We start from the raw sequence: 24,227 nt of genomic DNA, 5'->3' as shown, positions 1-24,227 counted from the left end.
ACGAAATCTGAAAGCTAATCACAGCCTCTATCCTTGTCAAGACGGAGCAGGGGCTGGCTGTATTAGCTACTGTGAAAGTACGAAATCTGAAAGCTAATCACAGCAAGCGGTCGGTAAGGGTGGCACTGGACGAGGCTGTATTAGCTACTGTGAAAGTACGAAATCTGAAAGCTAATCACAGCTGGGTCATGATTCTAGCAATACGCGTACATGCTGTATTAGCTACTGTGAAAGTACGAAATCTGAAAGCTGATCACAGCGGAAATGGTCATTTATACGATAGTTTTGAAGCTGTATTAGCAAGTATGAAGGTACGAAATCTGAAAGCTAATCACAGCCGCTCAATAATGAGGGGCTGAGGGTGTCATGCTGTATTAGCAAGTATGAAGGTACGAAATCTGAAAGCTAATCACAGCCGGTTATGATAGATATAACTTTGGTGGCTAGCTGTATTAGCAAGTATGAAGGTACGAAATCTGAAAACTAATCACAACAAGGTAGCCTGCATGTTCTCGTTCTTTACAGCTGTATTAGCAAGTATGAAGGTACGGAATCTGAAAGCTAATCACAACAGAGACTTGTTTACTACTGCACATCTGGTAGTTATGGTAATGGATTGTTGGTCCGCATAGGGATAAAAATTGCGGACGAGTGGCAGAAAAGTTTGGGCTACGTACGTGGCTCTAATATCTAAGTACGTGGATATTTGGATTGACGTACCTGGTCTTTAAGACTACGTGCATAGATAGAATAATACCACTACGGGAAGACGCTTTTTTCTTCACAAGAACGATGCTTTTCCCTCCGCTGAATAAGAGGAATACTCGCGATAAGGCGCAGGGCTTGTGTATCACTTCGGAGGGGCATAATCGTGTAAACCACTTCTGTCTTCCCGGCTGGGTATTGCTTGCCAATCGGACGGTGTGTGAAGTAGTAATAGAGGGGGCAGAGTTGCTGTAATAGTTGTTTGCGCTCGGTTCAGTAGTGGTTTCATATACGAACTACTATTAGTTCGTAGGCGAAACGAATAGTTATTTGACCCCCAAACGAGTAGTCGTTTGAGTGCAGACCAATAGTCGTTTGGAAATCGACTTTGCCTCAATATTGCTTCCGTATAAGGATGGGGCTTTGATCTCATTGATTAGGTGTCCTAAACTTATACTATCTTTGCGATGGTGAGGTACTCCGATAGGGGACGTCGCCCCGATTAGACCTCATCCCTCGTATAAGCTGGGATGAGGTCTAATTTCATATACTCACTCCTTGAACTACAGTTGGGGTTAGAGGCTCATAGCCTACTGCCCCTACCGATGATCTTGCTGGGATCTGCAAGCGTCCATCGGTAGGGGGCATTTCTGTTTTTAGGAGGATGGCGCGAGAAAAGTGAAGGGATGGGGTGCTGGGTGGTAGTGGCTTGTATTCGAGTTTGTTATCAAGGTACTTCGTTGGACGAGTTGAGGAGGGTGATGTGAAGCTATATAGGTCGCTGGGTTGACCTATATAGCTTCGCTTCATGACCTATATTGGTCACGCTGCCGACCTATATAGGTTGACTCGCTGACCAATATAAGGTTGGTGGTGCTTTCTTATCGTGGGATAGATGCTATCCGCATGCTGAGCCTGTGGTATGTGCAGCGAGGGAAAAGAGAATGGAGCCACGGATGACTCCGTGACTCCACCATGAAGTGTCACCCAGAGACCAGCGGAGCTTGATAGAATCGCACTTATAGTTTGCTGGCGTGCTGACAATACAAAGATAATCCTTAACTTTGCACTGCGAGGTACTCCGAATAGGGGACGTCGCTCCGATTAGCCCTATCCTCTGTCCAGAGCATAGGGCTAATCCTTATAGTAGAAGCCCCACTCAAGTCGAGTGGGGCTTGCTGCAAAAAGCGAACGTACGGAGCTTGAAGTGATCGCGCCATAGGTAATACGATCGCTTCGCTGGACGCAGAGATAGTTTGTCTGTTCCTTGTCTCACCTTCTGTCCCCTTGCCGTGTCGTAGACTAAACCGCTGAAGTGAAGGGGCTTGAAGGACTGGGGTGCGCTCGCTGATAGCTCCCCTTGATGGCAGGCTTTGTGTTCTCAGACTCTGCAGAGTTGCGGGCAAGTGGAAGAAGCGTTTGCGTATATGAAGAAGTTGTATTACCTTTGCAACCGCAACAAAGAAGGTGGCAATACTCTTCCTTAGCTCAGTCGGTTAGAGCATCTGACTGTTAATCAGAGGGTCCTTGGTTCAAGTCCAAGAGGAAGAGCTTCTCCCGAGTATGGGCGTGGTGAATAAGCCTCTTCTGACGCTGCATTAAGTACTCTTCCTTAGCTCAGTCGGTTAGAGCATCTGACTGTTAATCAGAGGGTCCTTGGTTCAAGTCCAAGAGGAAGAGCTTAGAGAAGGAATTAGATTCAGGGAGATACCCTCAGGTTCAATTACGAGAACTTGGGGGTATTTCCTTTTATGTCCCCCCGTAGAGTGGGACGAAGGCTATATAACGACAGCGCCCCTGCTCACCGATGGTGGGCAGGGGCGCTTGTCATATAGGGGAGTGGGACTTAGAGCCCGTGTTCGCCGAGGTAGCGCTCAGCTTCGATAGCCGCCTTACAGCCTGAGGCTGCAGCGGTGACTGCCTGACGATAGAGGGGGTCTGCGACGTCGCCAGCAGCGAAGACGCCAGGGACGCAGGTGCGTGGCGTAGGCCCTTCGGTCTTGATGTAGCCCACCTCATCGACCTCGACGTAGTCAGCGAAGAGCTCGGAGTTGGGGTGGTGACCGATAGCGAGGAAGAAGCCATCGATGGGCAGGTCTACGCGCTCTTCATCGGGCTGGCCGAGGCGCTTGACGAGATGTGCGCCTTCGACGCCATCTTCACCGTAGAGGCCCACGGTATTGTGCTCGTAGAGGACGGTGATCTTCTCGTTGGATGCGACGCGCTGACGCATGATGTCAGAGGCGCGGAGGTAGTCCTTACGCACGATCATGTAGACGTGCGAGGCGAGGCTCGCCAGGTAGAGTGCTTCTTCGCAGGCCGTGTCACCGCCACCGACGACAGCCACCTTCTTATTGCGGTAGAAGAAGCCGTCACAGGTAGCACAGGCCGAGACGCCCATACCTGCGTACTTCTCTTCGTCGGGCAGGCCGAGGTACTTAGCGGAAGCACCCGTAGCGATGATGACCGTATCGGCTTCGACCTCGACACCTTCCTCGAAGGTGATGACGTAGGGAGCCTTAGAGAGATCAGCCTTCGTCGCCAGACCAGAGCGGATCTCCGTACCGAAGCGCAGAGCCTGATTGCGGAGGTCCTGGGTGAGCGCTGGGCCGGTGACACCCTCGGGATAACCAGGGAAGTTCTCTACATCCGTGGTCTGCGTGAGCTGTCCTCCAGGCTGGATGCCTTCGTAGAGGAGTGGGGAGAGGTTGGCACGTGAGGCATAGATGGCTGCAGTGTAGCCAGCGGGGCCGGAGCCGATGATGAGGCAGCGGCGATGTTCTCTACTCATACTTGCGTAGTCTATATGTGATGGTGATAGAAATAGGGGCGAGTCTTAGCGCATGTCGCGGAGCTTCTTCTGGAGCTCTTGGCGAGCGAAGAAGATGCGGCTCTTGACCGTGCCGAGGGGGATGCCGAGGGTATCGGCGATCTCGTTGTACTTATACCCAGCGACAAACATGGAGAAAGGCTCCTTGAGTGAAGGCTGCAGCTCAGCGATAGCACCCGTGATCTCCTTGATATCCATGGAGCCCTCGGGGGTGTTGTGCCCGCCTTCGCTAAGCAGAGGTACGTTGTAAGCGTCGACGTTGGGGTCGATGAAGCTCTGCGTGCGCACGAGCTTGTGGTAGTTGTTGATGAAGATATTACGCATGATCTTCAGCACCCACCCCTTGAAGTTGACGTTGTCGACGAACTTATCGTAGTTGTTTAGGACGCGCAGCGTAGTGTCTTGCGTCAGGTCTTCTGCATCGGCTTCGTCCTTCGTCAGCGTACGCGCGAAGTTCTTCATATAGTCCTGCATGCCGATCAGGTCCTTCTGTATCTGTAATACGTCCATGTCTGTAATGCTCTATTTTGTATAGTGAGGCGGTGCGCCGAGGGGCAATGTGGCGAGCCGTTTAATATCTTTTTTACAAAGATACTATTAATTCTTCCGCAGAAAGCACGGGACTTTATATAGGTATATTGATATACTCAATATAGAGCGCATCACCAGCGGATGGGTGCCTTGCCCCACTGGGTGAGGTAGGCATTCGTCTGGCTGAAGTGACGGCATCCGAAGAAGCCACGATGGGCTGAGAGCGGGGAGGGATGTGGAGCTTCGAGTACGAGATGGCGGGTGCGATCGATCATACTTCCCTTGCGTCGGGCAGGGCTTCCCCAGAGGAGGAAGACGACGTGGTCACAGCTGCGGTTGATCGTCTCGATGATAGCATCGGTGAAGGTCTCCCAGCCGAGGCCCTGATGGCTCGCTGCCATACCGGCACGGACGGTGAGGGTGGTGTTGAGGAGGAGGACTCCCTGCTCCGCCCACGGCAGGAGGTGCCCGTCAGGGATGATCGAGGGCTGGCCGAGGTCGGAGGCGATCTCCTTCTTGATGTTGATCAGGCTCGGAGGTATGGGGACGCCCGCTGGCACGGAGAAGGCTAAGCCCTCGGCTTGCCCTGCACCGTGGTAGGGGTCTTGGCCTAAGATGACGACGCGCACTGCAGGGAGGGGGCAGGCGTCGAGGGCACGGAAGATGAGCCCTCCAGGGGGATAGATAGGGCCTTCGTGCTGGTAGGCCTGGCGGATGCGATCGGTGAGGATGCTGAAGTAGAGCTTGTCGAACTCAGGCGCAAGGGCGGTACGCCAGCTCTCGTCGAGGCGGATGTTCATCGTGTAGTCGGGAAGAGGGGTGGGAGGTCTGCGGAGAGGATCTGATGGACGAGGCCACGCAGGTCTCCGTGCTGTGCGGTGTAGAAGAGGGCATGCCCTACGGCGGCGAGGGCGTCGAGGTCATTGGCACCATCGCCCGTATAGAGTGTCGAGGCGAGCGCCCCTGCAGTCCACTCCTCGAGGAAGGCACGCTTGCCCTCGGCATCAATGATAGCCTCGGGATCAAGTCCATCGAATTCGCCGTCAGCGGTATAGCGTACGGCGCTCCCTACAAAGGCGGAGAGACCGACTCGCTCACAGATATCTTCGACGAAGGGCTGGTAAGCTCCCGTGACGATAGCCGTGGGGAGGGAGAGCTCGCGGAGGAGAAGCGTGGTGTCAGTGGGGAGGGTGATGCTTCGGATGACCGAGTGAAGCGCCTTACGGGATAGCCCACGAAGGAGCTCAGTGCGGTGTATGAAGCTCTCACGGAAGGGTGTGGCGCCTGCCATAGCCGCTTCGGTGAGGGCGGTCATCTCCTCCGAGCGACCTGAGAGACGTGCCAGCTCGGGCAGCAGCTCCGTCGTCGTGAGCGTGCCGTCGAGGTCGAAGGCGACGTGCGTGATCTCAGCTGTGGCACTCGTGGCGGGAAGGTAGAAGGCGCTGTGTGTGGTGCGCCCCCAAGGGATGAGCCGTGTGAGAAGCTCACGGCGTAGCTCCGTCTCGCTCATGCTTCGCTCCGTAGAGTAGCTGTAGAGTCTGCCCTGTGGGGTGTCCGTGATACTTACCTTCGGTGTAGCGCCTATCGTCTCAGAGAGGAGGGCTCTGAGCTGCTGGTCCTCTCCGTCCGTAGGGCGAGAGAAGAGATAGAGGTGCTGCACGTGGGGCATCGAGGCGGCGTGAGGGTATGTGTATATATAAAAGCAAGAGTGCTTGACTTCGATAAGCCAAGCACTCTTCAGTTTTGGGGGTGGAAGATGGGATTCGAACCCACGACACCTGGAACCACAATCCAGTGCTCTAACCAACTGAGCTACAACCACCATGTAAATGCTCTGCTTTCCGCTTGAGCACTGCAAAGGTAATACTACTTTCTCAATTCACCAAACCTACCGCTCAATGGCGGCTTCGAGGTCGTGCCATAGCCGTTCGTCGGGTACGGGAGCCGTGAGGGTGAGGGCTTCCTTGCTCACGGGGTGTGTGAAGGATATCTGTCTGGAAAGTAGGCTGATACTCCCGCCAGGGTTGCTGCGAGGTGCGCCGTACTTCAGGTCGCCCTTGATGGGGCAGCCGAGGGCAGCGAGCTGGCAACGGATCTGATGATGACGGCCCGTGTGGAGCTCGATCTCGAGGAGATGATAGTGTTCGCCCGAGGCCAGTAGGCGGTAGGAGAGTCGGGCGAGCTTGGCGCCAGGCGTCGCAGCGCCTTGGCGAGCCACGTAGCTCTTGTTCTGCGACTCATTGCGCACGAGGTACTGCTCGAGGGTGTCGGAGTGCTTCGGCGGGAGGGCGGTGACGACGGCCCAGTAGCGCTTCGAGACGTCTCCCGTGCGGAAGAGCTCGTTCATACGGCTGAGTGCCTTCGACGTCTTGGCGAAGAGGACGAGACCACCCACGGGTCGGTCCAAGCGATGGATCACGCCGAGGTACACGTTGCCTGGCTTGTTGTACTTCTCCTTGAGCCAACCCTTGAGGGCTTCGCTCATCGGCTCATCGCCCGTCTTGTCACCCTGGACGATTTCGCCGGGGCGCTTGCTGACGCAGAGGAGGTGGTTGTCTTCGTAGACGACGGTAGGCTTATACATACGGGGATATGGGGAGGGGAGACTTAGTCCCCGATGAAGGTGCAGTTGAGTACCTCGCGGTAGCTATTGAAGATCGCGCTCTTGCTGATGAAGCCGAGGTAGCGCCCTTCCTCATCGACGACGGGCATCTTCCACGCCTTCGTCTCGTCGAAGAGGCGCATGACCTCCGTCATCGGGGTAGCTGAGGAGACCTTGACCTCGGGAGTGACCATGATCTTACGCACTTTGTAGCGGTCGTAGAGTTCGGGGCGGAACATAATGTTGCGCACATTATCCAGCTCGACGATGCCGACGAGCATGCCGCGCTCATCGACCACGGGGAAGGAGTTGCGGTGGCTCACTGAGATGACGCTGACCATCTCACCGAGGGTCATGTCGGGGGAGACGACTTCGAAGTCGCGCTCCAGCACGCTCTCGAGATTCATCAGCGTCAGTACGGCCGTATCCTTCTGATGCGTGAGGAGCTTGCCCTGCTCTGCCAAGCGGAGCGAGTAGATACTGTGGGGCATAAAGATACGGATCGTGGCGAAGGAGGTCAGCGACACGAGCATCAGTGGCAGGAAGAGGTTGTACCCGCCCGAGAGCTCTGCGATGAGGAAGACACCCGTCAGTGGGGCGTGCATCACGCCAGCCATCAGCCCTGCCATACCGAGCAGGATGTAGTTCTTAGGGGAGATGAAGACGTTGAGCGAACTGAAGTAGTTCACCAGATAGGAGAAGATGAAGCCCGTGAGCCCGCCCATAAAGAGGGTAGGAGCGAAGAGCCCGCCACAGCCACCGCCCGAGTTCGTCGCTACGGAGGCGAAGACCTTGAAGAGGACGGTCAGGAGGAAGAAGGTGAAGACGACCCAGTAGGAGTTCGAGAACGCCTCGAAGATACTCCCATCGAGGAGCTGCGTGTACTGCCCATCCAAGAGGATATTCACCGAGTCATATCCTTCGCCATAGAGCGGAGGGAAGACGAAGATGAGCAGGGAGAGGATAGCTGCCGAGATGAGGTAGCGCAGGCGGATGTCCTTGATGCGCTTCAGCTCGCTCTCGAAGCGGAACATCGTCTTCGAGAAGTACAGCGACATCAGCCCGCACACCACGCCCAGCAGGATCATCAGCGGGATGCGCTCGATATGATAGGGGTCGGTCTGGATGAACTGGAAGAGGATCTCCTTCCCTGAGAGGACGTAGGCCACGGCAGCAGCCGAGACGGAGCTGACCAGGAGAGGGAGGACGGAGGCCATCGTGAGGTCAAGGAGTAGGACCTCGATGACGAAGACAAGCCCCGTGATAGGTGCCTTGAAGATGCCCCCGAGGGCACCAGCGACACCACAGCCGATGAGGAGCATAAGGTTGCGCTGCTCGAGGCGGAAGAGACGTCCGAAGTTCGACCCCACGGCTGCACCCGTCATTACGATAGGGCTCTCAGCCCCTACCGATCCCCCGAAGCTAATGGTCAGGGCACTGGCTATGATGGAGCTCCAGGTGTTGTGCGGCTTGATACGGCTCTTACGCTGGGAGATGGAGCTGAGCACCTTCGTCACCCCATGGCTGATATCGTCCCGCACGATGTAGCGGACGAAGAGCAGGGAGAGGAGGATCCCCAGTGCGGGGAAGAGTAGGTAGAGGTAGTGATGATCCTCGATATTCTGGAGGATGAAGGTCTCGACGACGTGGATGATGAACTTGAGGAGAGCAGCCACAAGCGCCATCGTCACCCCGATGAGCAGGCTCAGGATGAGGAGGAAGTAGCGCTCGCTGATGTGGCGCTCTCGCCAGCTGATGAGGCGGTCGAGCAGTGGTGTGATGGCTTGACTGAAGGCAGACATCGGCGTGTGCAGCGGCTATGGGCGTATGACCTTGACCTCGCCCGTGGGCCCGAGCATGATGATCTGAGAGGGCTCACGAGGCGTCTCGTCACTCTGACGGTACTTGACGATATAGTCTACGCCAGCGACGATCTCGGGGCTGATGCCCGAGAAGAAGAGCGGGGTAGGCTCCCCACTGATGTTGGCAGAGGTAGAGACGATGGGGCGGCGCAGGCGCTTGCAGAGGGTGGAGGAGAAGAGCTCACGGCTCTGGCGGATGCCGAGAGAGCCTCCTTCGCCGAGGAGGTTAGGCGCTACGCCTGTGGCGTGGGGATAGATGATGGTGATGGGGCGCACGGCGAGCTCCATAAGGTCATAGGCGACCTCGGGGACTTCGCTCACCAGACGCTCGACTTCGTAGGTCTCTGCTACGAGGACGAGCATACTCTTGCTGTCTTCGCGACGCTTGAGCTCGTAGATACGGCGCACAGCTTCTTCGTTGGTGGCATCACAACCGATACCCCACACAGTATCTGTGGGATAGAGGATGATCCCACCACGGCGCAGGGTCTCTACAGCTTCGTCTAGGTCGGCTTTGTCGTAAGGCTCTTGAGTAATCTTCTTTGTGTCCATCTCCATATATATAATAGGTAGGGACAAAGGTACGACCTTTTCCCCGTAGTCGCTTTGCCCGAAGGGGGTAATTCGAGGCAAATAGCAGAAAAGGAATAGAAGCTACGAAGCCGTAGGTCCTATTGTCACTTAGTTGTCCTATAGAGGAGGGTAGTATGCACCTATATTGGTCGATGGCGTGACTAGTATTGGTTCGTCGCGTGACCTATATTGGGTTGTTGCTCCGCTTAGGGGTGAAAGTTGCGGACGAGTGGTAGATAAGTTTGGGCTACGTACGTGGCTCTAATATCTACGTACGTGGATATTTGAATTTACGTGCCTGGTCTTTAAGACTACGTACATAGATGCGGAAAAACCACTACAGGAAGGCGCTTTTTTCTTCACGAGAAGGACACTTTTCCCTCCGCTGGATAAGAGGAATACTCGCGATAAGGCGAAGGGCTTGTGTATCACTTCGGAGAGGTATATTGGGTAGCTGGGTGCGCAATGACTTAGCACTCTAAATAGAGGACAGGACTCTCGGCAACAGTCTCTATATAGGCTCGTGAGCGAACCAATATAGCTTGACGCGCTCTTCTACAGCTTCATTCCACTTCCTCATAGACGCTCGGCTGAAGTGCTGTATCAAGCACGAATAGCCTACACCTTGATGTGGGCGCCGTGTAGACTTGTGGCTTAATAAAATCGATATAATTAACCGTACCTTTGCTATATACCTGCATATAAGGGAATATCAAGTTGCTTCCGCAGCTCCTCAATATCCATCACAAGTGTGGGGCGGTCTGTCCCAGCGAGCTTGTAACCACCACCACTAAAGCAATGAATAGATTTACGCTAAGGCTCTTCTTGTTTTGTATGGCGATAGGCTGTGCTATCTCGGGAAGTGCGCAGACAAAGGTCATGGGGAGAGTCCTCGACGAGAACCGCCAGGGAGTGGATGCAGCCGTCGTCATGCTGGTAGCTTCTCCAGGAGATGTCCTCGTAGAGTCCGTACTCACTGATGCTGCTGGGCAGTATTCGATCCTCCAGCGCAAGGGGGAGTTCCTCCTTTGTATAAGGGCACTGGGCTATAAGGAGGTGAAGAGAAAGATGGCTATCGCCTCGGCCGATACACTCCCCGATATCCAGCTGGAGGTAGAGGATATTTCCCTAAAGGATGTCGTCGTCACCGCTCGCAAGTCCCGCTCACTGACCAGCGCATCCAATGGGAAGATCCGGATTCACGTCGCTCAGTCTTACCTCACAGATATAGGGACTGCGCTGGATGTGCTGAAGCATTCCCCGGGTATCTTGGTGAGCAACAAGGGGGATATCTCCTTAGCGACCATCGGGGGAACAGCGATATATGTCAATGGGCGGAAGCTGATGCTAAAGGGGGAAGAGCTATCGGCTTATCTACGCTCGCTCCCCTCCTCAAAGATCTCCAGCATAGAGACTTCCCCGAGTCCGAATGCCAGCTTTGGGGCTGATGGAGCTGGTGGCGTCATCAATATCATCACGAAGGCATCCGTTCGCTCTGGCTTTTACCTCACCACCTCACACAGCTTTGCCTATTGGGAGAACCTTCGCCAGAGCTCGGACCTCGCTCTATCCTACAATACAGATAAGTGGCAACTGGGGCTCAATTATAACCATGCCATCGGGCATCATGCGATGGACTACGGCTATGAGAGGCTTCAGGATGGGAATAAGTATCTCTCCGAGACGGTAGATACCGATATGCGTAACACCTATTCGGCGGGGATTGATTTCTCTTGGCAGGCCACTCCGACGAGTAAGCTCTTCGTCAATAGCTCGGTGAATCTACTCGCTGGTCCTGGGGTCACAGCGACAGAGACCCAAGTCTATCAAGGGACAACTACGCTGGACGGCATCCTTCGGGCGCGTAATGACTATGTGGAGCAGAAGACCCTCCGCTACAGCAATAGCTTGAACTATCTCTATCGCCCATCTGACAAGCACCAGCTCTCCATCACTGCGGACTGGACACGCTTTGATGGCACAGCGCGCTGTGAGCAGCCTAACACCTACTACTCTGCGACCAACATGCTGGTGCGCTCGGACTTCTTCTACTCACAGCCCGACAAGGATATAGATATCTATGCGCTCCTGGCGGACTATAAGCACAAGCCCAATGATGAGAGTGAATGGCTCGCTGGTGCTAAGACCTCCTTCATCAGAAGCCACAATACCTTCCTCTTTAAGAAGAATGGAGCTATCGATAACCAGCGCTCAAATACCTTCCACTATGACGAGGGGAATATCGAGGGCTATACGCAGTACACCCATACTCTGGGGAAGCTGGAGCTTAGTGCGGGGCTACGTCTGGAGTATATGCACACCTCCAGCAAGCTCAATGCCTATTCCAGTCAGGACGGGGAGGAGCATAGCGATAGCCACCTACGACTCTTCCCCAACCTGAGTATCTCCTATGCCCTCAATGAGCAGAGTAAGGTAGCCCTGCTGTATAGTCGTCGCCAAGATAAGCCCCGCTACGAAGATCTTAACCCCTTTGAATACCTGCTTGATGAGTTGTCCTATTGGAAGGGGAACCCCTTCCTCAAGCCACAGATTAGCAATAAACTTATCCTGAGCTATGTGTGGAACAGCCTCTCTCTTAACCTCTCTTACTCCAAGCTCGACGACTACTTCACCTCGATCACAGATGCGCTTGGGACGACGAAGACCGTTATGACCACGAAGAATATCGGGGCACAGCAGCAGGTGGGGCTGGAGGGACTCTTCTCCAAGCGCCTTACCCCGTGGTGGGACTTCAGTGCAAATCTCGGCTTGTACTACTTCGTGAATAAGCTGGACTACGAGACCTACAAGGAGGAATACAAGCGCCCCTCATACCTTATGTCGGTGAGCAATAGTATCCTTCTTCCCCTCGGGCTTAACCTTGAATTGTCGGGTCGCTATAACTCCAAGCGCCAGGGCGGGAGCTACGAAGTCATCAAGCCCAATGGTAGTCTGGATATCGGGCTTAGCCGTATGTGGGTTGATGATCGCCTGCGCCTCTCGCTCTTGATGACGGATATCTTCCATACCGATCGCTGGGACAACTATGGGCACAAGGGGGCATTGGACCTGACTACACGGTTCGGTAGCGAAAGTCGTAAGGTGATCCTTCGCCTTAGCTATAGCCTCGGTAAGCAGAAGTTTAATAAGGTGGAGAGCAGCCTCGGCGAGCTGGATCGACTATAGCTTCGGTATAGAGCTATGCACTTCTATAGGGGAGGGTGGTGTGAACCTATATTGGTCGATGGCGCGACCAATATAGGTCTGTCGCGTGACCTATATAGGTCCGTGAGCGAACCAATATAGCTTGACTCGCTGACCAATATAGGTTCATATTACCTACCGTGCGATGTCGCTGTGGGCGGTAGGTAGCAGAGGATGTGAGCAGCCTTGTAGGTGCGTCCTTCTCTACGCAAAAAAGCAACGTGGGCTACCCTCAGAAGGAGAGGGTAGCCCACGATGTGTTTGATGTGAGGAGGAGCGGATGGCCTTAGCTCACGCGCTGGCTGACGTGGTCGATCCAGTCTTGGTGCTCGAGGTACCACTTCACGGTCTTCTCCAGACCTTCCTCGAATTGGAGGCTGGGCTCCCAGCCAAGCTCTCGGTGTAGCTTCGACGAGTCGATGGCATAGCGCAGGTCGTGCCCCGCGCGGTCGGTGACGAAGGTGATGAGCTCCTCGGAGTGACCTTCGGGATTGCCCAGGAGGCGGTCGGTGACCTTCACCAGCAGGTGGATGAGGTCGATGTTGCGCCACTCATTGAAGCCCCCGATGTTGTAGGTGTCGGCGGTCTTCCCCTTGTGGAAGATTAGGTCAATGGCGCGTGCGTGGTCTTCGACGAAGAGCCAGTCGCGGATGTTCTCTCCCTTGCCGTAGACGGGCAGGGGCTTGCGCTTGCGGATGTTATCGATGAAGAGGGGGATGAGCTTCTCGGGGAACTGGTACGGGCCGTAGTTATTCGAGCAGTTCGTCACGATCGTTGGCAGGCCATAGGTATCGTGGTAGGCACGGACGAAGTGGTCGCTGGAGGCCTTGCTGGCGGAGTAGGGGCTGTGCGGAGCGTACTTGGTCTCCTCGGTGAAGAAGCCCCCGCCGATCTCCAGTGCGCCATAGACTTCGTCGGTGGAGATGTGGTAGAAGCGCTTCCCCTCAAAGCGCTCGGGCGTAGCGCCCCACGTCACGCGGGCAGCTTCGAGTAGGCTCAGCGTACCCATGACGTTGGTGCGGGCGAAAGTGAACGGGTCGGAGATGCTTCGGTCTACGTGGCTCTCTGCTGCCAGATGGATGATGCCGTCGATGGCATACTCCGTGATGAGAGCACGCATGCGCTCGTAGTCACAGATGTCCGCTTCGACGAAGGTATAGTTGGGGAGGCTTGCGACATCCTCGAGGGTCTTCAAGTTGCCCGCATAGGTGAGCTTATCCAGGCAGACGATGTGGTACTGTGGATACTTATTGGCCAGAAGTCGGACGACATGCGAGCCGATGAAGCCAGCGCCGCCGGTGATGAGAAGGGAGCGGTGATAGTGCATGAGTGGGTGGTGAAGAGGATTATTCGGGGAGTGAGGCGGTGAGCTGCAGGCATTCCTCCAGCGTGGTGCGCCAGTGGGGGATGGTGATGCCGAAGGCTTCGCGCACACGTGCCTTGTCGAGGACAGAGTAATGGGGGCGCTCCGCACGTGTCGGGTACTCGCTGCTACGGATGGGATGGAGCTGCGTGTCGTAGCCCGAGAGGCGGAAGATGGCTTCGGCGAAGTCGTACCAAGAGCACACGCCTTCATTGGAGAAGTGGTAGAGCCCAGTCTTATCGAGCTGTCTGCGCTCAATGATCCCCACGATACAGCGTGCCAGATCGAGTGCCGAGGTCGGGGTGCCGACTTGGTCGAAGACGACGCGCATCTCGGGGCGCTCCTTGCCGAGGCGTAGCATAGTCTTCATAAAGTTCGCCCCATAGGGAGCGTAGAGCCATGAGGTGCGCAGGATGATGTGGCGGGGTGCGAGGCGCTGTATCGCCTCTTCGCCACGGCGCTTCGTCTGCCCGTAGACGCCGATAGGCTCCGTGGGCATGTCCTCTGTGTAGGGCATAGAGCTACGCCCAGAGAAGACGTAGTCGGTGGAGATATGGATGAGGAAGATGCCGAGGCGCTCGGTGAGCTCCGAGAGGCGTGCTACGGCAAGGTGGTTGACTTCGTCTGCCTGCTCGGGCTCGTCTTCGGCACGGTCGACAGCGGTGTAGGCTGCCGAGTTGATGATGACTTCGATGCCCTCACGGGTAGCGAACTGCTCGATAGCCGAGGTGTCGGAGAGGTCCAGCGTCTCTCTCGTAGCGAAGTGATAGTGGTCGGTAGAGCCCTGAGCGACGTGCTCGATGCAGCGCCCGAGCTGGCCTGAGGCTCCGAGGACGAGGATCTTCATAGGCGGCTGGTCGGGCTGTAGTCGAAGAGCTGTGGCGCTTCGGCGAGGCGAGGGTGCCTGCTATCCTTCTCGGATAGGCAGATGGCTTCGGCGGGCAGCTGCCAGTTGATGCCGAGTGCAGGGTCATCCCATGCGATAGCACCCTCAGCTTCGGGCGCGTAGTAGTTGTCGCACTTGTACTGGAAGATGGCCTCATCGCTGAGGACGCTGAAGCCGTGTGCGAAGCCACGAGGCAGGAAGAGCATCCGATGATTGTCCTCCGAGAGCTCGACGGCGACGTGCTTCCCGAAGGTCGGTGAGCCTACGCGTACGTCGACGGCGACATCAAGTACCCGTCCACGGACGACCCGAACGAGCTTAGCCTGTGCGTGAGGGGGGAGCTGGAAGTGCAGGCCACGCACCACGCCATAGGTAGAGCGGCTCTCGTTGTCTTGGACGAAGTGGGTAGGAGTGACGAGCTCGGCGAAGCGCTGCTCGCTGAAGGATTCGAAGAAGTAGCCCCGCCCATCACGGAAGATGCGCGGCTCGATGATGACGACCTCGGGGATCGAGGTAGGGATGATTTGCATGGAGAGGTGAGGCGGATGGGGATTACTTCATGTCGGCTACACGCAGTAGGTATTGCCCGTACTGGTTCTTAGCCATAGGAGCTGCGAGCTCGATGAGTGCCTCGCGAGTGAGCCAACCAGCACGGTAAGCGATCTCCTCGAGGCAAGCAATCTTCAGCCCCTGACGCTTCTCAATGACCTCGACGAAGGTCGAAGCCTCAGAGAGTGAGTCGTGCGTACCGGTATCGAGCCATGCGAAGCCACGGCCGAGTGTCTGCACAAGGAGCTGCTCACGGCGGAGGAACTCTTGGTTCACACTCGTGATCTCCAGCTCGCCACGTGCCGAGGGACGTACGCCTTCGGCGACCTCGACGACGGAGTTCGGGTAGAAGTACAGCCCCACGACAGCGTAGTTGCTCTTGGGTTCCTTGGGCTTCTCCTCGATAGAGATACAGCGGCCGTCGGGAGCGAACTCCGCCACGCCGTAGCGCTCAGGGTCGCTGACCCAGTAGCCGAAGACGGTAGCCTCATTGCGCTCCTCGGCATCCTCGACAGCCTGACGCAGGGTCTGCGTGAAGGACATGCCGTAGAAGATATTGTCGCCGAGTACGAGGCATACAGAGTCGTCGCCGATGAAGTCCTTGCCGATGAGGAAGGCTTGCGCCAGCCCCTCGGGGCGGGGCTGCTCTGCATAGGAGAAGTGCACGCCGTAGTCACTACCATCGCCGAGGAGGCGACGGAAGGCGGGTAGGTCTTCGGGGGTAGATATGATGAGGATGTCCCGTATCCCAGCGAGCATGAGCACCGAGATAGGGTAGTAGACCATGGGCTTATCATAGATAGGCAGGAGCTGCTTGCTCACACCCTTGGTGATGGGATAGAGGCGCGTGCCTGCACCCCCGGCTAAGACTATTCCCTTCATAGATGGATCGACAATGTAGGAGGATCAGTGCTGCTGCACTGTTATCGTTAGATAAAGGTATAAAAAAAGGGTGAGCTACCCGTCTGGGAGCCCACCCTCTATATCGTGATCTCGGTGAGAACTTAGTTGCGTCTGCCGAGGATGCGGAGCAGGTAGAGGAAGAGGTTGATGAAGTCGAGGTACAGGTGGAGTGCACCGAGGAGGGCGATCTTCTTCGTACGCTCTTCATCACCGATAGACTCTGCTACCAGAGACTTGATCATCTGCGTATCGTAGGCCGTGATACCGACGAAGATGAGCACACCGACGTAGCTGATGATCCACATGAGCGTATCGCTCTTGAGGAAAAGGTTCACTACGGTAGCGATGATCAGCCCGATGAGCGCCATATAGAGGTAACTGCCCATCTTCGAGAGGTCACGCTTCGTGAAGTAACCGAAGGCTGCCATTGCACCAAAGGTCGCCGCCGTGATGAAGAACGTCGAGGCAATGGACTCACCCGTGTAGACGATGAAGATGGGGCTTAGTGTGACCCCACTGAGCAAGGAGTACAATACGAAGCCTCCTGTCGCTACAGGGATGGAGAGCTTCATGATATTGCGTGAGAGGATCCATACCAGAGCGAGCTCACCGATGCAGAGCCCCCAGAAGAGCCCCTGGTTCTCAAATAGGAAATCCAGAAGGTTGGAGTCGGCGACGAAGAGAGCTGTAAGCCCCGTGATAGCCAGACCGAGCGCCATCCATACGAAGGCACGTACGACAGACTGACGCACGAGTGCGGGGAAGTCATAAGCGACGCGTGATGAGCTGAGTGGTTCGTCCTGGAAGGGGAATCGAGAATTGTTCATACTGTGTGTAATGGAGATTTTGATATCAATATGCGGGGCAGGTGCCGAGATACCTGCCCCACGTTGGTTCCTTAGAAGCGGATAGAGAGGGTAGCTACAGCCTTGTGACGCTGGTTCGTCTCCTTGATAGCTTGCATACCTACGAGTCCGTCGGGCTGGACCTTACCTGCACGGATGTCAGCATCCGAAGCATTGAGGTAGGAGCCGTAGTCGTTGACGTAGGGGAAAGCGAAGGTGCGAGCCTTGGTGTCGGAGTAGACGTACGCCAGATCCAGCGAGAGGCTGGGGGTGATGCGGAAGCCTGCACCGAGCGAGTAGCTATTCTGGCTGTCGGGGAGGGTGTAGTGTACCGCAGGACCAGATACGAGTACTTCGGTCGACGCCATGTCACCCTTGAGACGAGCGTTCTTGACGGGCGAAGAGGAGTAGCGATAACCGGCACGCAGGGCGATACGGTCGCTAAGCATAGCTTCGGCACCGAGTCGGACGGTGTGGATACCACCAAAGTTCGTCTTCAGGCGAGCGTTGTCTTCTTCAAAGCCAATCTCACTGCCATCATATTCGTCATAGGTGCTGTTGCTGAGGCGCAGAGAACCACTCGTATAGTCATAGTCAGCGCTGATGAAGCCATGACGACCGATGAAGTAAGCACCACTGAGCCCGAAGCGCCAGTTGCCACGCAGGGCGTAGGAGTTAGCTGCACTCTTAGGCGTGACGACTTCGTTGGCCTTGTTGTTGTACCCGCCGAGGCTACTCGCCTGGAAGTCCATCTTCATAGAGTAGAAGGTGGGTGTGTAGAGCGAAGCACCGAGGCGAAGCCCTTCGACAGGCTCGTAGAGAAGTCCGAGGCCGAGGCTACCTCCGAAGCCTGATACACTCTTAGTGTTTTGCAGTGTCAGGTAGTTGTTGCCACGGAAAGCCTCGTGGTAGTACGATGCCATCTCATAGTCCAGCGAGGAGAGCGTGAGCGCTGCCCCGAAGTGCAGGGCATCATTCGCCTCGAAGCCGAGGGCGATATCGTAGTCGGTGATATTCCCCTTCTCGCGTAGTACGAGGTCTGCGTTGTCGGGTAGACCGATGCTGGGCTGTGGATAGGGCGTCCCATCGGGAGCGGTACTATACATATAAGCCGAGCGATAGCTTCTGCTGCCATTGTCGATATCGATCCATCCTGCGCCAGCACCGAGGATAGACATCCAGGGGATATAGTCGTTCTTAAAGGCTGCAGTCGTGGTGATGTAGCTCTTCTCGAAGTATCTATCGACGTTAGGGGATCGCAGATTGTCGTAGCGAGCGTTATTCGTACGCGCAGCAGAGAAGTCTGCCAGCGAGGAGAAGTTCGCGCTCTGAGGCAGTACTGCCGAAGCGTGGAGCTCGCGGTCGAAGCGCCCTGCATTGCGGATGCTGAAGGCGAAGGATACGGGGCCACGTGAGGCTCTATTCGTCCCAGCCTGATAGGAGAACTCCTCAAAGAGGAACTTCCCCTTCATCTCCTGCGAGGTCGATGTGCCGTACCAGACACCACGGTCGGTACCGAAGCCACCACCGAGGGTCAGCGAGAGACGGTTGTTCCCACGGAAGAGGGAGATCCCCGCAGGGTTGCGTACGAGAGAGGCGACGTCAGAGCCTACGGCACCCATAGCGCCCGAGAGGGCAGCGTAGCGTGCTGATCCTACAGGCTCATGAGGAGAGCCAAGGCGGAAGGCCTCCATCTCACTCTGTGCACTCAGTGATAGGGGTAGGAGGCTCAGTGCCACTACGCCTAAGATCTTATGCTTGATGTTCATGAGTTATCCAGTCTAATAAAGGGAGAGTAAACAATATACCCTTAGGGCAAGTCTTAGCGACGGCGTGGGGGAGCTGTGTAGCCACCGCCACCTCCAGAGTTGGAGTTATTCGTCGAGTTTGAGGAGCCCTGGTCATAGCTGCGCTGAGGATAGCTGTCGTAGCTACGCTGCTGCTGTACAGGACGGCTCTGCTGCGTGCGGGGATAGTCGCTGTAGATCGTACGACCCTGCTGTGACATACTACCCTGATCGTAGGAGCGCTGTGGGCCGATGTAGCCCTGATCGCGTACGCTGGAGTAGGCTGAGTAGCCACTTGAGCGGCGAGTCGTCGAGCGAGCTCCGTGCGAGTAGGGATTGTTGTAGTAGTGCTCGTTGTAGGCACGCGTAGCAGCCCCTGCGGCATAGCCGTAGTAGTAGCCAGGATAATAGCCACCGTAGTAGCCGTCATACCAGCCTCCATAGCGAGAGCCGTAATACCCACCATAGTAGCCACGGGTGTAGCCATAGTAGTAGGGATCGTAGTAGCCCCCATACCAGCTACCGTAGTAGCGGGGATAACCGTAGTAGTAAGAGGAGGTGTAGAAGGGATCATACCATGAGCCCCAGCCCCAGCTGGTACCCCAGCCGAAGCGACTTCCCCAGAAGGGGTCGCTGCTCCCTACGCGTACATAGACATCGGGTCCCGCATAGCGGTAGTCGATATCACTGTACCAAGGGTCTGCGTCGATGTAGACGCGACGAGCACCCTGGATCGTCATCGAGCCATCTCCGTAGAAGCGGCTCAGACGAGAGGAGTAGGGGCCGTAGACCTCTGCACCACCATCCTTCTGGCGCTGCTCCTTGAGCAGACGGCCCAGCTCGCTGCGGGTCAGCGTGATGGTATCTTCGGGCAGGGAGAGGTGCCCATTGTATGCATCGATCTCACGATCGGCCTGCTTCTTCTTGTAGTTGGCGATGAGTGCAGCCTGTTCCTTTTCCCAGGCTTCACGCTCGGCCTTCTCGGCGGCGCGGCGTAGCTCGGCCTTGCGGCGCTCTTCCTTATCGATCTTTTTGAGGTCGCTGCGGCGATAGTAGGCGTCGTCGAGGTACTTGTTGTCGGTCTGCGCCAGGGCAGCCGTACCTGACAGGAGCCCCACTCCCATCAGGAGGAATAGCTTCATTGTCTTCATAAGTCCAGTACGTCTTTATTATTCTATATATCCGTTGTCTTAGGCCCACGCTGCGGCTTTTCACTCTCCTGGGTGGAGAGGCGCATAGTGGGAGTTTACAGCGGTAAAGTTAGCATTTATTTACGAATAGCAAAGCGCGTGCCAGTACTCCCGACTTCTGGTTATTTGTCCAGAAATGTCCGCTATCCTATGTCAAGATGACGTGATGTACGGTCGGAGTACTGCTCTTAGAAGTGCTTCGTAGTCTGCCGAGAGACCCTATGAGAGGAGGTGATTAGTTGGGGAGAGTGGTCGTCGGAGCGATAGGGTTGTTGGTCTCGCTATCGTCACCATTCTCCTTGTTGTACTCTTCGACGAGCTGCTTGAGGGCGCGGTGGTAGAAGGCGACCGTAGAGGCCAGAGCGTCGCTCATACGGAGCGCGAGGCGGTCAATGGGTGTGCCAGGCATGATGAAGGCTTCGACCGAGAAGACGATATCGCCCTCTTCATCGACATAGGCCTTACTGACCTTCTGGTCAAAGTCCGTCTTAGCGCAGGCCTTGTAGAGGAAGGCTTCGTGCACGTCATCGAAGGCAGCACGCTCAAAAGTGGCACGTACGAGGAGGAACTCAGGGTCATCCTCACGGTAGTAGAAGCAGCAGAAGATACCTTCGTTCTTATAGACGATGCGGATCTCGTTGTCGCGCTCGGGGCGATAACCTTCCTTGGAGAGTGCTTCTAAGATCGTAGGGAGTACAGATGAGGGGACGAGAGTCGCAGCCTCGCTATTCTTTTTAGTAAACTTATCAAAAAGTGCCATTGCTCTAACTAAAATTGGTTTGTATTCGACAATGGCCCATGCAGCTTGCGCTATATGGGCTTCTACACAAAGATAACCTTTTGGGGATTAATAGCCTTTTAGGCTCCGTGTGGAAGCAGGGCTTACGCATCAAAATCGGTGGGCTGTATCGAGGAAGTAGCTACCAGCGTGAAGCGGATTCTTTAGCAAACTTGCCCTATATCAGCAGTCCCTTGTAGCTCCTCTTGTGGCACCCTTCTCGCGCTACACGACCCCATAATTACAGTGGTTCGTGGGGGATGCTCTATAGGTTGGTTTGTAGACGACTACAGGTGTGTATGCGGACTACTATTGGTACGGGGGCAAACGACTATTCGTCCCGCATACGAACGACTACACGTTCGTATGCGGGACGAATACTTGTATGAGGGTAACCGACTATTTCTTCTGTGTCCGCCCCTCCATCGGTCGTCTAAGGCGGGGGAGTAAGCACCTCGGAGGAGCCGTTATTCCCCTTTATCCCCAGTAAGATCCCAGTACGTGCGGTGGAAGAACGCAATCGTCGAGCCGAGAGCTTTAGCCATGTGTAGCGCGAGAAGATCAATGGGAGTACCCGAGGGGATGAAGGCCTCCACGGTGAAGGTCAGTTCTCCCTCTCCGTCAATATAAACCTTACCCGCCTTTTGGCTTGCATTCACCTTAGCACAGATCTGATGAAGTAGCAGTTCGTCGGCAGCAGAGAAGGCTCCGCGCTCGAAAGTAGCTTGTGCGAGTAGGAACTCGGGATCATTCTCGAGATAGCAGAAGTTGCAGTAGAGCCCGTCGTCGTCATAGCCCACACAGGATTCGGTCTGACGCTGTGACTTGTACCCTGCTTTAGTAAGTGTCTCGATGATCGTAGGAAGTACGGAGGAGGGCGAAGTCGTGTTCTCCTTCTTTGTGAACTTGCCGAAAAGTGACATAGTGCTTAGTTGTTTTGAGTGAGTATATCCATTCTTGAAGCATGGAGCGAACTGTCTTTTGCAAAAGTACTCATTAAGGGGCGAGTAGCGATAAGCCGTTGGCTACGGTGGAAGGAATTCGAACCAGTACTACTTGAGACTGTTGCGGCAGAGTCCTGCCCTCTATTTATTCTGCTAAGGCATCGCACGCCCAGCACCCCGATATACCTCTCCGAAGTGATACGCAAGCCCTTCGCCTTATCGCGAGTATTCCTCTTATCCAGCGGAGGGAAAAGTGTCCTTCTCGTGAAGGAAAAAGCACCTTCACGTAGTGGTTTTCCTCTGTCTATGTACGTAGTCTTAAAGACCAGGCACGCAAATCCAATTATCCACGTACGTAGATATTAGAGCCACGTACGTAGTCCAAACTTATCTGCCACTCGTCCACAACTTTTATCCCTACGCGGAGCAACAACCTATACCTATACTTGCCCTTTGGGATCAGCGGTACTGCACACTCTCTATATAAGGAAGAGGTCTGCTCCGATGGGCTGTGTAGCCTCGGGGCAGACCTCGGTAAGAGGGCGGGATAAAGTAGGGAGGAGCAGGCTTAGCGCTTGCGGTCGAAGAGGAAGCGCAGATGCTGCAGGACGGTCGTCACGAGTCCGTAGTGGTGGCGCATGACGTGGAAGCGCTCGATGAGCGAGGCGCGATGGTTGGCTGTTGTCGTCCCTTCGTTGAGGTAGAGCGCTATGGGCTCGGGATAGAAGGCTGTGGTCTTGGCTTCCTTGAGTACACGGATGCACCAGTCGACGTCGGCAGAGAAGCGGTAGCTGAGGTCGTAGTGGGGCGAGATGCTTCGCTTAGCGACGAAGGCCTGATGACAGACGAGCATCCCTGCGCGGAAGCTACGCCAGTTGAGCTGGTGAGGAGGGCGCAGGCGTCTTAGGCCGAGGTCGTGGTCTTCGGCATCGATGAGGCGCGTGTCACCGTAGAGTACGTCGGGGAGGCTGTCGCCCGTGCAGGTAGCTCGGACGAGATCCTCGACGGTGGTGGGGCTGGCCAGGGCATCGCCTGCATTGACGTACCATACGTAGTCGCCCGTGGCTCGGTCGAGCCCCTTATTCATCGCATCATAGATCCCCTTATCACGTTCGCTATAGATCTCGGCCTCGGGAGCAAGCTCGCGGACGAGCTCCAGCGTGTTGTCCTTAGAAGCTCCGTCGATGATGAGGTACTGGATGTTCGGGTAGGTCTGTGCCGAGACGCTGCGGAGCGTGCGGGTGATCGTGCTGGCAGCGTTGTAGCAAATCGTAATGATGGATATACGTGGTTGCATCGTAGCAGGCGGGGGGTATAGGTGATTATTCAGCGGAGCTACCTCGGTCAAGTGCCGTGCGGTAGAGTTCCACAAGGCGGGAGGCTACGGCAGGTGCTCCGAAGCGCTGGGCGCTCTCGCGGCAGGTGCGGGGGGAGAAAGCCCCTGCGTCGTCTCGCTCTCGCCCAAGGAGGGCAGCGAGGCGATCGGCATAGACTGCCGTGTCATAGGCGGGAACGAGGTAGCCATTGACCCCGTCAAGGATGATATCTTCGGGCCCCGAGCAACGGAAGCTCAAGGCGGGGGTGCCCACGGATAGGGCTTCGACGAGCGTCTGCCCGAAGGTCTCATAGACGCTCGTGGAGATGAGTACGTCCGAGGCGGCGTAGAGGCTTGCGAGCTGTGCGCGATCACGGATGCTCCCGAGGGCGATGTGGGGAAGAGCGAGGCTGTCGAAGTAGCCCGCACGGCGGATGCCCCCTACGAGTAGGAGTGTTGTGTGCTCGGCGATCTCAGGATGGCAGAGCTGGAGCTGCTGAGCGATCTCCATCAGGAGGTGTGGCCCCTTGACTTCATCATCGAGGCGGGCAGCGACGATGGTGACGTAGTAGCGCCCAGCTTCGCGGGTGAAGGGTGGGGGTGTCGCAGCCGCTGTCTCGGGAGAGAAGAGGCTGAGGTCAATGGGATTGGCGAGGATAGCTGGCGCTCCATAGCGCTGCATCAGTGGGCTTCGCTCGAAGAGCTTGGCTTCGGCACTGCTGACAGCGATATAGCTGAAGGGCTTCTCTGCGAGGAAAGCCTTCTTCCGAAGTGTCGTCCGTGAGAGGTCGTGCTCTCGCTTACTCGCCAGCAGGGGGCAGTAGCCGCAACCCGCTTGGTAGCGTGGACACTCCTTAGCCCCCTCACGCCCCAGCTCCAGAGGGAGGTGACAGATGCCCGTGGCAGCCCACAGGTCGTGCAGGGTAGAGAAGACGGGCTTACCGAGGGCAGCGAGCTTCTTGAGGGTGGTGAGGGAGAGGAAGCCTTGGTTGATCCAATGCAGGTGAAGGATGTCGGCCTCCCTTACCCACGGGTGCGAAGTGATATCACAGCCCCAGCGTGCCGTCGAGACACGGAAGAGGTGCTGACGTGAGCGGCCGTTGCGCAGATAGATCTCCAGTCGCTCGAGGAGGAAGGCTGTCTTGGCCCAGAGGCGTCGTGGGGGGGTATCAGCGACGGAGGCGATACGCTCATCCTCCGTACCCTTCTTCACGACGAGCATACGTACCTCGATGCCGACAGCCGTGAGGGCATCGAGGAGACGGCGACAAGCCTCTGCTGCTCCGCCTCCCTCATCAGAGGTGCAGAGCAGAAGCACGCGAAGGGGCGCTTTGCCTTGGGGACTTGTCGGGAGGCTCAT

Annotated in this window: 19 protein-coding genes, 3 tRNA genes and 1 CRISPR repeat array (1 of these 23 cut by a window edge); of the genes, 3 read left to right on the top strand and 19 right to left on the bottom strand. The window is 56.0% G+C overall.

Annotated features, from left to right (window positions below; translation table 11 throughout):
* Positions 1 to 572: direct repeats of the CRISPR family, unit length 48 nt; unit sequence GCTGTATTAGCTACTGTGAAAGTACGAAATCTGAAAGCTAATCACAGC; it reaches 958 nt to the left of the window's first position.
* A gap of 1,610 nt (positions 573 to 2,182) precedes the next feature.
* Together IEX77_RS05790 and IEX77_RS05785 are read left to right on the top strand one after the other, a co-directional pair.
* Positions 2,183 to 2,256, top strand: a tRNA-Asn gene (locus tag IEX77_RS05790).
* A gap of 55 nt (positions 2,257 to 2,311) precedes the next feature.
* Positions 2,312 to 2,385, top strand: a tRNA-Asn gene (locus tag IEX77_RS05785).
* A gap of 166 nt (positions 2,386 to 2,551) precedes the next feature.
* Here the strand turns inward: IEX77_RS05785 and trxB are convergent.
* The 8 genes from trxB to IEX77_RS05745 all read right to left on the bottom strand — a co-directional run bounded on the left by trxB (position 2,552) and on the right by IEX77_RS05745 (position 9,082).
* Positions 2,552 to 3,496, bottom strand: a complete 945-nt coding sequence (gene trxB / locus IEX77_RS05780; protein ID WP_188808103.1) for a thioredoxin-disulfide reductase — start codon at positions 3,494 to 3,496, stop codon at positions 2,552 to 2,554.
* 45 nt (positions 3,497 to 3,541) lie between these two features.
* Positions 3,542 to 4,045, bottom strand: a complete 504-nt coding sequence (locus IEX77_RS05775) for an RNA polymerase sigma factor (protein ID WP_044115306.1) — start codon at positions 4,043 to 4,045, stop codon at positions 3,542 to 3,544.
* A 152-nt stretch (positions 4,046 to 4,197) separates the two neighbouring features.
* Complete coding sequence (gene ung, locus IEX77_RS05770) at positions 4,198 to 4,866, bottom strand: uracil-DNA glycosylase (protein WP_188808102.1); 669 nt, start codon at positions 4,864 to 4,866, stop codon at positions 4,198 to 4,200.
* Positions 4,863 to 5,735 carry an HAD family hydrolase gene (locus IEX77_RS05765; RefSeq protein ID WP_188808101.1) on the bottom strand — a complete coding sequence of 291 codons (873 nt, stop codon included), beginning with the start codon at positions 5,733 to 5,735 and terminating at the stop codon, positions 4,863 to 4,865. Before IEX77_RS05765 ends, ung begins: the two co-directional genes overlap by 4 nt.
* Before the next feature lie 75 nt (positions 5,736 to 5,810).
* Positions 5,811 to 5,889, bottom strand: a tRNA-His gene (locus tag IEX77_RS05760).
* Between the two features lie 65 nt (positions 5,890 to 5,954).
* Positions 5,955 to 6,650 carry an RluA family pseudouridine synthase gene (locus tag IEX77_RS05755; protein WP_188808100.1) on the bottom strand — a complete coding sequence of 232 codons (696 nt, stop codon included), beginning with the start codon at positions 6,648 to 6,650 and terminating at the stop codon, positions 5,955 to 5,957.
* Between the two features lie 23 nt (positions 6,651 to 6,673).
* Positions 6,674 to 8,470: a chloride channel protein gene (locus IEX77_RS05750; protein WP_188808099.1), complete on the bottom strand. Its 1,797-nt coding sequence runs from the start codon at positions 8,468 to 8,470 to the stop codon at positions 6,674 to 6,676.
* 15 nt (positions 8,471 to 8,485) lie between these two features.
* Entirely contained in the window at positions 8,486 to 9,082 is a 597-nt protein-coding gene (locus tag IEX77_RS05745) for an L-threonylcarbamoyladenylate synthase (protein ID WP_188808098.1), read from the bottom strand.
* Between the two features lie 819 nt (positions 9,083 to 9,901).
* Between IEX77_RS05745 and IEX77_RS05740 the strand changes: the two genes are divergently transcribed.
* Complete coding sequence (locus tag IEX77_RS05740; protein WP_188808097.1) at positions 9,902 to 12,289, top strand: outer membrane beta-barrel family protein; 2,388 nt, start codon at positions 9,902 to 9,904, stop codon at positions 12,287 to 12,289.
* 304 nt (positions 12,290 to 12,593) lie between these two features.
* Here the strand turns inward: IEX77_RS05740 and rfbB are convergent, their stop codons facing one another.
* From rfbB to IEX77_RS05685, 11 genes are all read right to left on the bottom strand, one after another.
* Complete coding sequence (gene rfbB, locus IEX77_RS05735; RefSeq protein WP_188808096.1) at positions 12,594 to 13,634, bottom strand: dTDP-glucose 4,6-dehydratase; 1,041 nt, start codon at positions 13,632 to 13,634, stop codon at positions 12,594 to 12,596.
* A gap of 19 nt (positions 13,635 to 13,653) precedes the next feature.
* Positions 13,654 to 14,517 (bottom strand): dTDP-4-dehydrorhamnose reductase, encoded by an 864-nt coding sequence (rfbD, locus tag IEX77_RS05730; RefSeq protein ID WP_188808095.1) that lies wholly within the window; start codon positions 14,515 to 14,517, stop codon positions 13,654 to 13,656.
* Positions 14,514 to 15,086, bottom strand: coding sequence for a dTDP-4-dehydrorhamnose 3,5-epimerase (gene rfbC, locus IEX77_RS05725; RefSeq protein WP_188808094.1), 573 nt, complete (start codon positions 15,084 to 15,086; stop codon positions 14,514 to 14,516). Before rfbC ends, rfbD begins: the two co-directional genes overlap by 4 nt.
* Before the next feature lie 22 nt (positions 15,087 to 15,108).
* On the bottom strand, positions 15,109 to 15,987 hold the full coding sequence (gene rfbA / locus IEX77_RS05720) for a glucose-1-phosphate thymidylyltransferase RfbA (RefSeq protein ID WP_188808093.1): 879 nt from the start codon (positions 15,985 to 15,987) through the stop codon (positions 15,109 to 15,111).
* A gap of 122 nt (positions 15,988 to 16,109) precedes the next feature.
* Positions 16,110 to 16,835: a Bax inhibitor-1/YccA family protein gene (locus tag IEX77_RS05715; RefSeq protein ID WP_188808092.1), complete on the bottom strand. Its 726-nt coding sequence runs from the start codon at positions 16,833 to 16,835 to the stop codon at positions 16,110 to 16,112.
* 71 nt (positions 16,836 to 16,906) lie between these two features.
* The gene (locus IEX77_RS05710) at positions 16,907 to 18,622 is read right to left on the bottom strand and encodes an outer membrane protein transport protein (RefSeq protein WP_188808091.1); all 1,716 of its coding nucleotides are present in this window, start codon (positions 18,620 to 18,622) and stop codon (positions 16,907 to 16,909) included.
* A 53-nt stretch (positions 18,623 to 18,675) separates the two neighbouring features.
* Positions 18,676 to 19,791, bottom strand: coding sequence for an OmpH/Skp family outer membrane protein (locus IEX77_RS05705; protein WP_188808090.1), 1,116 nt, complete (start codon positions 19,789 to 19,791; stop codon positions 18,676 to 18,678).
* 274 nt (positions 19,792 to 20,065) lie between these two features.
* Complete coding sequence (locus IEX77_RS05700) at positions 20,066 to 20,590, bottom strand: hypothetical protein (RefSeq protein WP_188808089.1); 525 nt, start codon at positions 20,588 to 20,590, stop codon at positions 20,066 to 20,068.
* Between the two features lie 485 nt (positions 20,591 to 21,075).
* A complete protein-coding gene (locus IEX77_RS05695) occupies positions 21,076 to 21,531 on the bottom strand; it encodes a type III secretion system chaperone family protein (RefSeq protein ID WP_188808088.1) in 456 nt (151 codons plus the stop codon).
* A 589-nt stretch (positions 21,532 to 22,120) separates the two neighbouring features.
* On the bottom strand, positions 22,121 to 22,849 hold the full coding sequence (locus IEX77_RS05690; RefSeq protein WP_188808087.1) for a glycosyltransferase family 2 protein: 729 nt from the start codon (positions 22,847 to 22,849) through the stop codon (positions 22,121 to 22,123).
* A gap of 25 nt (positions 22,850 to 22,874) precedes the next feature.
* Entirely contained in the window at positions 22,875 to 24,227 is a 1,353-nt protein-coding gene (locus tag IEX77_RS05685) for a glycosyltransferase (RefSeq protein ID WP_229770809.1), read from the bottom strand.

The sequence above is a fragment of the Porphyromonas pasteri genome (genome assembly GCF_014647755.1).
GTDB lineage: Bacteria > Bacteroidota > Bacteroidia > Bacteroidales > Porphyromonadaceae > Porphyromonas > Porphyromonas pasteri.
The sequence above is the reverse complement of the archived record's forward strand: the minus strand, read 5'-3'. Positions and strand labels throughout refer to the sequence as shown.